This is a genomic window from Bacillus cereus group sp. BfR-BA-01380, from assembly GCF_022663535.1.
Taxonomy (GTDB): Bacteria; Bacillota; Bacilli; order Bacillales; family Bacillaceae_G; genus Bacillus_A; species Bacillus_A cereus_BB.
The window spans coordinates 1-10,565 of record NZ_JAKUFS010000053.1; the positions used below are offsets into that span (position 1 = coordinate 1).

Here is a 10,565-nt window from a genome sequence, read left to right on the forward strand (position 1 = left end):
ATTATAGATACCAATGGAATTTAAAGAAGATGACTCCTGTTGAATACAGAAATCATCTTCTTGATGTGGCATAACTTTTTTCAAGATGTCCTTTACAAAGGGTACAGATTAGAATTTCCTCTTAGTTTTTTTGTTGTATAAATGTTTCTAAACGGTCACAGCCTTCTTTCAGCATTTCCATGCTATAAGCATAAGAAATACGAATGTATCCTTCACCGTATTCAGAAAATGCCGATCCTGGAACAACTGCAAGTTTAGCTTCTTTCACAAGCGCCATTGCAAAATCAAAAGAAGAGGAAGAAAAATCACCAATATAAGGAAAGAGATAAAATGCCCCTGTTGGTTTTTCTACAGTTAATCCCATTTGTACAAGACGGTGGTATACATAATCAAGGCGCTTTTTGTATTGATGACGCATCATACGAGGAGCGTCTTTTGCTGCTGTTAACGCTTCAATTGCTGCATATTGGGCAATTGAAGTTGCACATGTAACGTTATATTGATGAACTTTTAAAATTTGACTTGCCAAGAAGTTTGGGGCAAATAAAAAACCGATGCGCCATCCTGTCATAGAATGAGATTTTGACAAACCGTTAATGACAATTGTTTTATTGCGCATTTCCGGGAAATTTGCAATAGATATATGTTTACCCTGATATACAAGTTCGCTGTAAATTTCATCGGAAAGAACAAAAATATCTTTATTCTTTAATACTGCCACAATTTCTTCGAGTTCTTCTTTGGATAACGTTACACCAGTTGGATTTGATGGATATGGTAGTACGATGCACCGTGTTTTGTCTGTAATTGCTTCTTCAAGTGCTTTTGCTGTTAAGCGAAATCCAGTTTTACGAACATCTACAAAAACAGGTTTTGCACCGCACAGACGAATAATAGGTTCATACCCTGGATAGACAGGAGCTGGTAAAATTACTTCTGTTCCTTCTTCCAAAATTGTACGAAAGGCAATATCGATTGCTTCACTTGCTCCAATAGTGACAATTGTTTCATTCTCAGGAGAATATACTAAATCATAGCGTTCTTTTAAAAAATCGCATGCGGCTTGACGAAGCTGTAATAAGCCTGCATTATGTGTATAACTTGTAAAGTTTTCTACAATGGCTCGCTTAGCGGCTTCTTTCACTAAAGAAGGCGTTGGAAAGTCAGGTTGTCCAATTGTGAGTGAAATAAGATCATCATAATTTTGAATCATGTTAGAAAATTGACGAATTCCAGAAATTTGAATTTCTTTTACACGAGGGTTAATAAATTGTTCCATTTTGTCTCCCTTTCTTCCGTTGCAAAATTTATTTTATTTTATCATATTTATCAAATAATCGCTTTGAAAAGCTACAAACAAAAAAAAGGCCGCTAAAGCGACCTTTTGTTTAATAACCGTATTCCCAATCGATTTCGTCTTCACTCCAAAGAACAGAAGAAACTTTTCCTAAATGCACTACCGAGTTGTTTACAGAGCATGTACAATCATTTGCACCTGTTCGCCCTTGTAATTCTTCGTATACTGATTTCTCGATATTTTCTAATACAACGAGATTTTCCTCATTTAAGACGAGCGCAGTTCCTGTCATTTTATCTTCCTCCAATCGATTTCTTATCCTGTATTTATTGTATATGGCATCGTGGCAATTTGATACATGGTTTACAATCATTTCGAAAAGTTGTAACACTTGTGAATGAATCTTCACAAATTATTTACGGAAATGTTTGGAATAATCTAAAAAATAAAACAAAATTGTCAATAAAATGATATAATCATATCAAAATGAATATAGGGGATGAGGGGATGGAACTTATCCGTGACTTAATGATTCAAGTTGCTATCATTATTTTGCCGCTATTTTTGTATGAAGCAATTCGTTTAAATCGTTATCAAAGTATGAATAAAAAGCCTAATCGCTATTTTATTGTATTATTATCAACAATTACGCTTATACTTTCGATGACATATCCAATGTGTGTTTGGGAAACTTGTAATTATGATTTTCATCAAATTTCAATTATTAGCGCATTTTTGTATGGTGGCATAGTTGGTATCATTCCAGCTGTAATCGCTATTTTATACGATGGATTTCTCAATGGTTTAAGCTGGTTGCGTGTACTAGAAGTTATTTTTATCTCTGTCATTCCTTTTTTATTGTCTAAAAAGTGGAGTACATTTTCGAAACATAAAAAAATGGTTTTCTCTTTTATGTTGGCATCTTTTTATACTCTAATTTCTTTAGGATTTGAAATGTTCGGTTTGTTGCTTGGAAAGGGATTTACACCAATGATATCTTATTTATATAGCGAATATATATTTGCTTCTTTCGTTATGATCATGACGATGACCTTCCAAGTGTACTTAACAGAATATTTATATGAAAATGCAATGTTACGAACAGAAATGCAAAAGTCTGAGAAATTAAATATTGTTAGCGAGTTAGCAGCGAGTGTAGCTCATGAGGTTCGTAATCCACTTACAGTTGTACGCGGGTTTATTCAATTATTGGAAAGTACAGAAGATATGAAAAATAAAGAATACATGCGTCTCGTTTTAGCTGAATTAGACCGGGCAGAACAAATTATTTCAGACTATTTAAACTTAGCGAGGCCGCAAATCGATAAGAAAGAACATATTTGTTTATCAGCACAACTTATTGAAATGACTACGTTAATGTCTTCATTTGCTGCAATGCGAGGCGTATACTTACAAGTTGAAATTGCAGAAAATTTATATACGATAGGTGACAAAACGAAATTAAAACAAGCGATTATGAATGTCGTGAAAAATGGGATTGAAGCAATTCAAGACAATAAAGGATATTTAAAAGTGACTGCATGGCAAAAAGATGAATCTATCGTTATTCGTGTTAAAGATAGCGGTGTTGGAATGACGAAAGAGCAGATTGCGAGACTTGGACAACCATACTATTCATTGAAAGAAAAGGGCACAGGGCTTGGATTAATGGTTACATTTAGTATTTTGCAAGCTCATAGTGGTACACTTGTATATAAAAGTGAAATAGGAACAGGAACGGAAGCGATTATTACCTTACCAGATGCGATGCAAAACATTGTACATAAAGAGTAAAAGTTACCAAAGTACGGTAACTTTTATTTTTTTATTTATTTATTTATTTCTCCCGTTTTTTCAGATTTAAATCGAACGAATAAATTTTTAAACGATTTAAATAAACTTTGTTCTTGCGAAGCGGCAATTAATCGTTTTGTTTCTTGAATTTCTCGAATTACTTGCATGAGTTGGACATCACGATTACTTTCTTTATTATAAACTTGATTCATAAGTTTGTTCATTTTTTCTTCTTGTTTGGATTCCCGTTTATACATATGATTCATGAGTAAATCCATTTTTTCTTTTTGCAGCGCATCATTTTCTGCGGCATGATCCACAAGATTTTGTAGCATTTCTTCTTGTTTTACCTCTTTTACATATACTTGGTGTATTAATTCATTTAGTTTTTCATCTTTTAAACGATTCTGCGTAATAAGGGTGGAATTTTGATGAATAATGGCTTCGTTTAATTGGGCGAGCATATCTAATTTGTGCATGAATTCTTCAAATTTTTTGCTTTGTTCATTCAGTTGTAGGTTGTGATTTTCTTCTACAATAGCAGGAGGCGCTGCTGGAGATTCTTCCTCTTTTAGTATAAATGCAATCGTTTCTAAAATATCTTCTTTCAATGTAGCGGCTCGTTCGTGAATCAGTTTTAATATCCGTAAATCATCCATTTTGTACGTGCGAGATTGAGCTGTTTTATCAATAAAATAGCCATGTTGTTCTAAAAGTTGGCTATATTTGCGAACTACATTTTTGGGGATTCCCGTTTTATTTGTGACATCTTTCGTTTTATATGTTCCATTCATGACATTTCCTCCCTAAAAAGTATCATGTATATCAATTCCATTTCTTGTTTTGTACTTCCTTTGAAAAAAAATGTCGGAAGGTTGAAAGTTTTCTACATGATTAGTGGAATGCTGCATGAAACAGCATGTTTTTGATGGAAAAGAAGATAGGAATATAGAATAATGTCTGAAAATATAAGAATATGAGATTTGTTATAATGACAGGAAGAGGAGGAGAAACGTTCCATATTAGCGGCAAGAAAATGGAGGACTTAGTCTAGATGAAACAGGTAAAAGGTATTTTAATTACAATCGCTGCAATCCTTTCTTTATTAATTGGTGTATACGAAATTTTGATAGCACCGGCACCAGAGAAAAAGAAAGACGTAGCATACGACCAAATTCTTGAGTTTTCGAAAAAACAGTACCCTGAAACAGGAAAACATATTGAAAATGCAATACAAGAAGGTCATTCTAAAATTTGTACGATTGATCGAAAGGGTGCTGCGGATAGAAGAAAGCAATCATTAGCTCCATATCCCCCAAAGAAAGGGTATGATCGTGATGAATGGCCGATGGCGATGTGTAAAGAAGGTGGAAAAGGAGCACATATCGAATATATTAGTCCTGCAGATAACCGAGGTGCAGGTTCTTGGGTCGGAAATCAATTGGATCAATATTCAGATGGAACACGTGTGAAATTTATTGTGAAATAATATATTACCTTGTATGAAAGGAGTGAAGAGGGGGGAGTTAACAATTTCCTATTCGCAATTAATGGTGATGAATCAAGATATGACACCTCCATATGTAGACTGGACGGATAAGGATTTTGAAAGAGGCTATGCTGAGGCTGGAGGAGCGATTATATTTGAGGCATTATCTGATTATACGTGTGAGATAATGGTATATACTCAGAAGTTTGTAGAAAACAAAGAAGCAGTGCGAATCGTGTCAGCTCCGTTTACAGTATTACAAGAAAGAGTGTTTATAAGTAGTGTGTTAACAAGTAAACTTCCTTTCTTTGTTCCTTCAGAGGATTACATAGTAACTATGCAAGCAGTTCCGCTAGAAGAACCTTCAGCAGATGACTTATATAAAGTAAAATGTGAATTGTTTTTTGAAGAGAACTAATATAAATACAAATTGAAAACTTTCACTGAGTGAAGGTTTCCTTTATCCCGCTATTTGTGGGCAATAATACTCCCGCCTCAAAATTCAGCGGAAGCATTGTCCAGTTCCAGTGGCTAGAATGTTCGGTGGCTTCGCTTCTTCCTACGAGGTAAAAAACACCTCTGCGTCAGAAGCTCCATCCCCCTCACATTCTGGACGAGCCACTTCCACCTTTCTTAAGAAGTTAGGCGGGAGATAAACTGCCCGTAAAAGCCCGATTGGTGAGGGCTGATAATCAGTGGGGGATGAAGAAAACCCCCACTGATTAAAGTTTCACTTTATTATCGCGCACTTGTTTGTAAAAGTTGACGTGCTTTGATAGCTGCTTTTACCATATGTTTTAGTGCAGGAATAACTTCGTCTGTTTTTCTTGTTTTTAAACCGCAATCTGGATTAATCCAGAAATACTTTGGATCACACACCTTTAATGATTGCTCTACAATTACATACATTTCATCTATACTTGGCACACGTGGACTATGAATGTCATATACACCAAGGCCAATTCCTTTTTCATATGGATGTTCTTTTAATGTATCAATAAACTCCCCGTGGCTTCTTGATGTTTCAATGGAAATAACATCTGCATCAAGTTGACGGATTGCTTCTACGATATCTTCAAAATTACTGTAGCACATATGTGTATGAATTTGTGTTTCGTTTTCCACTGAAGAAGTAGAAAGGCGGAATGCTTGGACAGCCCATGTTAAATATGTTTCCCAATCTTTTTCTTTTAACGGCATTCCTTCGCGTAGTGCAGGCTCATCAACTTGAATGACACGAATACCAGATGATTCAAGTAATTTAATTTCATGGCGAAGTGCCAGGCCAATTTGATAAGCAACTTCTTTTCTTGGAATATCATTTCGAACGAAAGACCAATTTAAAATTGTGACAGGACCAGTTAACATACCTTTAACAACTTTATTCGTACAACTTTGTGCAAATGCTGTTTCTTTTACTGTCATACCATTAATAAACGCAACGTCACCGTAAATAACAGGAGGTTTCACGCAGCGGGAGCCATACGATTGGACCCAACCGTTTCTTGTAAAGGAGAAACCAGCAAGTTTTTCGCCGAAATATTCTACCATATCTGTTCGCTCAAATTCGCCGTGAACGAGGACATCAAGACCAATTTCTTCTTGAAATTGAATCCATTTTTTTGTTTCTTCTTCAATAAATTGTTCATACTGCTCATTTGAGATATCGCCGCTGCGCCATTGTTTTCTAGTTTGACGAACTTCTTGTGTTTGTGGGAAGCTACCGATTGTTGTTGTTGGAAGTAATGGTAGATTCAGAGCTTTTTGCTGTAAGTTATAGCGATTTTTAAATGAAAGAGGACGGGAAAAGTCTTCTTCCTGTAATGCTGATAGTGTAAATTGTACATCTTTACGATTACGAGCTGCTGAAGTACGAATGGCTTCATGCACACGTCGATACGTTTGTAATTCATGAGAAATACTTTCTATTCCATGTACGACAGCTTTTTGTAAAATAGTAAGTTCTTCTAATTTTTGATTTGCAAAAGCGAGCACATCGTATAATTCGTGTACAAGGTGTGTTTCATTTGTTTTGTCAATAGGAGTATGAAGTAAACTACAAGACGGCTGTACAATCCATCCTTTCGGTTGTACGGATTCTTGCAATGTATGGAAAAGAGAGAGAGCTTCGTCAAGGTTTGCTCTCCAAATGCTACGGCCATCGATACAACCGACCCCTAATACTTTATCGGATGGGAATCCATGTTGTAGTAAGGCGCGTAAATTGCCTTCTTTACCGTGTGCAAAATCAAGTCCAATCCCAGTAACAGGGAATGAAATAACTTCTTCATAGTTTTCTTCTATGCTATCAAAGTATGTTTGTAGCATAATAGATAGATTTGGAACAGCTTTACGGATTGTTTCATATAATTTTTTGGCGATACGAACTTCTTGTTTTGATAGAGAAGTAAAGATAGGTTCATCAATTTGAACCCAGCGTACACCAGCATCTTGTAATTCTTGTAACAATTGAATGTATGGTTCTGTTAATTTTTTTAAAATGGTTGTGAATTGTTCTTTTTTATAACCTTTGGCTAAGCTTAAAAATGTATAAGGTCCTAATATAACAGGCTTACCGTCAATGCCTAGTTCTTGTTTTGCTTCTTCATATAAACGAAGTGGACGATTTTCTTTAAGAGAAATATGCAAATCTTCCTCATATTCTGGAACGATATAATGGTAATTTGTATTAAACCATTTCGTCATTTCAGAAGCCACGTGATCTTTTGAACCGCGTGCCATGCCAAAGTATATGTCAAGTTTCGATGTATAATTTGAAAAACGAGAAGGAATAAACCCGAGCATATATGCTGTATCAAGGACATGGTCATAATATGTAAAATCACCGATTGGAATGAGATCGATTCCTTTTTCTTGTTGTACTTTTAGATGTTGAAGGCGAATCTTTTTCATTTGTTTTACAAATTGTTGTTCATTCACTTTGTTTGCCCAAAAAGCTTCTAAAGTTTTTTTCCATTCGCGTTGTAATCCAATTCGCGGATACCCTAAGTTACTTGTTTGAAGTGTCATTGTGATTTCCTCCCTAAATATAAGTAAACATTTCCGTATACTCGGAAATGCTTTTAACGAAAAGCAGCCATAGAAGCAGAAAATACTTCTCTTTCGTTAAAAACACCTCCTCCTCATCCGTGAGTCTATCAGTGCTGTTAAAATAGGCAGGTCTCCTGGCTCATGCATCAACGATTTCGATCACCTTCCCGTTTTCACAGTGGTATATAGAAAGAAATCTTTGCACTTACAGTGGCGGGACCGCGTTGGATTTTCACCAAACTTCCCTTTTAAACACGAAAGTATTTTTTCGTGTACCTATCTCCTTTTGGAAAGGAATGTAACTAGCGTATATGATATTGAAACAGATTTTATCACAATATTTTTGAAAATGTCTACTATTTTTAAAAATAAGATAATTTATTTTATTAAAACAAAAAATGTTCTAAATGCCACCACCAATGTGATGGTGGATATGTATGTGAAAAAACAGAGTAGGAACACTGTATTCGTTTATATATATCGTGAGCGTGATGAAAGAGTAATCGGTCATAGGAGAGTAGTTCTAGTTGTTCATTTGGATGTAATGTATGGGATTGAAAAGCGATTTCGCTGCGAAGTATTAGTATGTATAAGATTTGTTTTTGTAAATAAGAATGATAGTATACGGAGAATCCGTATTGTTTAATTAAATGGCCCTTCATAAGATTTCGCCTCCTTTATCTATTTGTATTGTAATGAAAAAGGAGAGAGGTTACAAAAAAGAAAAATGGAAAAAAATGCTTCAGAAAATCCGTTTTTATGAATAGAAAAAACAGTCACTCTCGGTGACTGTTTATATATTTAATAGCCTAATTCTGTATTGATTTCTGAAAGTTTTTCTACTCTTAGCCATCGAAGTTCAACAGAAGCATGATCAATAGCATTTTCTAGAATATGAAGCTGTGTACGCAGAATGTTAACTCACTTGTTTTTGTTTCTTGTTTGTTGGTGCAACTAATCGGTCTTTTCCCATTAATAAGATGCATATAATACTAAGCGATGCAGGAATAAGTGCCCATAAAAATGTGTCAGCGATAGAGCTTGCTAGTGCATCTTTAATACCATGTAAAATTTGTGGTGGTATTTTTTCAGTAGCATTTGGAGATAATAAAAAACTTGTATCGCCGCCTTTTGGAGCCATTTTTGCTAGTTCTGGCGGGAAAATAGATTTTAATTTATCTGTAAATGAATGATTTTGAATGGTACCAAAAATCGTTACACCAAGTGTCATACCAAGTGAACGGAAGAAAGAGTTTGTTGATGTTGCAGAGCCTCGTTCTCTCATACTTAAATTATGAATAGAAGCCATACTTAAGACAGAGAAGGAAAACCCAACGCCAAATCCAGCTAAAATCATAAAGACTGTTACCATTGTACGTGGTGTATCTATTGTTAATGTACTTAATAAATACATACCAAGAATAAAGAAAATACCAGAGACAGTCATAATGTTACGATAACTTGTACGCGTTGCTAACTGTCCGCCTATTTGACTTCCGATAACAGATCCTACCATCATCGGTGTTAAAATGAGTCCAGCATTTGCTGCAGATCCACCAAGAACACCTTGAACGAAAATCGGAATATAGACTGTGCAAATAATAAACGTTGCACCATAGAAGAAAGCAACGCCTTGACTTGCTGCAAATAAACGTTTTCGGAATAAATGGAAAGAAATAATCGGTTCCTCCACTTTTCGCTCAATAAAGAAAAAGATAAGAAGCATAACAGTAAATGTAGCAAATAAGCTAATAATTACACTTGAATCCCAGGCGTACTTTTTACCGCCAAGTTCTAAAGCAAACATGAGACTAACGATACCAATAATTAAAGTAATAGCACCTGCCCAATCAATTTTTTGTTTACTATATTGTAAAGATTCTTTATAGTATTTTGTAATTAAAAATAGCGAGATAATTCCTAATGGAATATTAATATAAAATACCCAGTGCCAACTAATATAGTCGGTAATATACGCACCTAGAAGCGGACCAAACACACTTGATGTTCCAAAAACAGCTCCAAATAGACCTGTCATTTTACCGCGTTTTTCCGCTGGGAAAATATCATACATAATTGTAAAGGCGATTGGCATAAGAGCGCCTCCGCCAATACCTTGAATAGCGCGGTATATACTTAATTGTTCAATGCTATTGGCAGTGCCGCAAAGTATTGAACCCACTAAAAAGAGAAGCAATCCTCCTATGTAAAAACGTTTACGTCCGTACATATCTGATAGCTTTCCGAAGATAGGCATCCCAGCCATAGTAGCTACCATATAGGCAGAAGTAACCCATACAAACTTATCAAATCCACCTAAATCACCTACAATGGTAGCCATTGCAGTAGCAACAATTGTATTATCCATTGCTGCTAATAGTATTCCAAGTAACAATCCAGTTACAACGAACTTTGTATTACTTGCTTGCTTTTGAGTTATTTGTTCCTCCAAGCATAGCCCTCCTTTGTATACCAATAATAAAATGAAACTTCCATCATTGTTTTTGCACCCCTACTGATGGTTAATGTGGGATAAACTATATTATAGTCAAAATTGACTAAATAACAAATTATTTCTTTCAGTAAAATTATTTTGCTTTGTGCATGAATCTTTTAGTCAAAGATCACAAATATTGCGGGTTATTTATTATTCAAAGTATTGATTTTAATTATAGTAGAAGTGAAGGAGGGAATTTATTCTTAACAAAACATATTATTAAAAATGATTCATAAATATAGAAAGCATGGGGAATTTTACGTATTTTTCCTACTATATATACAAGTTAAAAAAACGACATAAAAACCCCTTTTTTTAGGCGGGCGAGAGCATCTGGCCATGCATAGAAGTAAAATGTACCCTATAGAGTAGACACTAAAAAAAGTCTCTCTCTGTATGGTACATTTTTGTATAATTAAGAAATACAAAACTTGAGA

Annotated in this window: 10 protein-coding genes and 1 riboswitch; of the genes, 4 read left to right on the forward strand and 6 right to left on the reverse strand. The window is 35.0% G+C overall.

The features are described from left to right. On the forward strand, positions 1 to 74 hold a 74-nt coding region (locus MR076_RS26915; protein ID WP_375337744.1), incomplete at its 5' end, for an IS3 family transposase. A 47-nt stretch (positions 75 to 121) separates the two neighbouring features. Here MR076_RS26915 and MR076_RS25260 read toward each other — a convergent pair. Together MR076_RS25260 and MR076_RS25265 are read right to left on the reverse strand one after the other, a co-directional pair. Continuing rightward, positions 122 to 1,279, reverse strand: coding sequence for an aminotransferase A (locus tag MR076_RS25260; protein ID WP_242225306.1), 1,158 nt, complete (start codon positions 1,277 to 1,279; stop codon positions 122 to 124). 109 nt (positions 1,280 to 1,388) lie between these two features. Beyond that, positions 1,389 to 1,589: a hypothetical protein gene (locus MR076_RS25265; protein ID WP_242225308.1), complete on the reverse strand. Its 201-nt coding sequence runs from the start codon at positions 1,587 to 1,589 to the stop codon at positions 1,389 to 1,391. A gap of 215 nt (positions 1,590 to 1,804) precedes the next feature. Between MR076_RS25265 and MR076_RS25270 the strand changes: the two genes are divergently transcribed. Continuing rightward, positions 1,805 to 3,091 carry a sensor histidine kinase gene (locus MR076_RS25270; RefSeq protein WP_242225311.1) on the forward strand — a complete coding sequence of 429 codons (1,287 nt, stop codon included), beginning with the start codon at positions 1,805 to 1,807 and terminating at the stop codon, positions 3,089 to 3,091. A gap of 35 nt (positions 3,092 to 3,126) precedes the next feature. Here the strand turns inward: MR076_RS25270 and MR076_RS25275 are convergent, their stop codons facing one another. After that, positions 3,127 to 3,885, reverse strand: coding sequence for a DUF3967 domain-containing protein (locus tag MR076_RS25275; protein WP_242225313.1), 759 nt, complete (start codon positions 3,883 to 3,885; stop codon positions 3,127 to 3,129). 260 nt (positions 3,886 to 4,145) lie between these two features. Between MR076_RS25275 and MR076_RS25280 the strand changes: the two genes are divergently transcribed. Both MR076_RS25280 and comJ read left to right on the forward strand, forming a co-directional pair. Then, positions 4,146 to 4,580 (forward strand): NucA/NucB deoxyribonuclease domain-containing protein, encoded by a 435-nt coding sequence (locus MR076_RS25280; RefSeq protein ID WP_242225314.1) that lies wholly within the window; start codon positions 4,146 to 4,148, stop codon positions 4,578 to 4,580. Between the two features lie 13 nt (positions 4,581 to 4,593). Further along, positions 4,594 to 4,998 (forward strand): competence protein ComJ, encoded by a 405-nt coding sequence (comJ, locus tag MR076_RS25285; protein WP_242225316.1) that lies wholly within the window; start codon positions 4,594 to 4,596, stop codon positions 4,996 to 4,998. A 320-nt stretch (positions 4,999 to 5,318) separates the two neighbouring features. Here comJ and metE read toward each other — a convergent pair whose 3' ends face one another. The 3 genes from metE to MR076_RS25300 all read right to left on the reverse strand — a co-directional run bounded on the left by metE (position 5,319) and on the right by MR076_RS25300 (position 10,083). Next, entirely contained in the window at positions 5,319 to 7,610 is a 2,292-nt protein-coding gene (gene metE / locus MR076_RS25290) for a 5-methyltetrahydropteroyltriglutamate--homocysteine S-methyltransferase (RefSeq protein ID WP_242225317.1), read from the reverse strand. A gap of 128 nt (positions 7,611 to 7,738) precedes the next feature. Continuing rightward, a riboswitch (cobalamin riboswitch) is annotated at positions 7,739 to 7,926 on the reverse strand. A 91-nt stretch (positions 7,927 to 8,017) separates the two neighbouring features. Then, positions 8,018 to 8,293, reverse strand: coding sequence for a hypothetical protein (locus MR076_RS25295; RefSeq protein WP_242225319.1), 276 nt, complete (start codon positions 8,291 to 8,293; stop codon positions 8,018 to 8,020). 254 nt (positions 8,294 to 8,547) lie between these two features. Beyond that, positions 8,548 to 10,083, reverse strand: a complete 1,536-nt coding sequence (locus MR076_RS25300; RefSeq protein WP_242225321.1) for an MDR family MFS transporter — start codon at positions 10,081 to 10,083, stop codon at positions 8,548 to 8,550. Between the last annotated feature and the right edge of the window lie 482 nt (positions 10,084 to 10,565).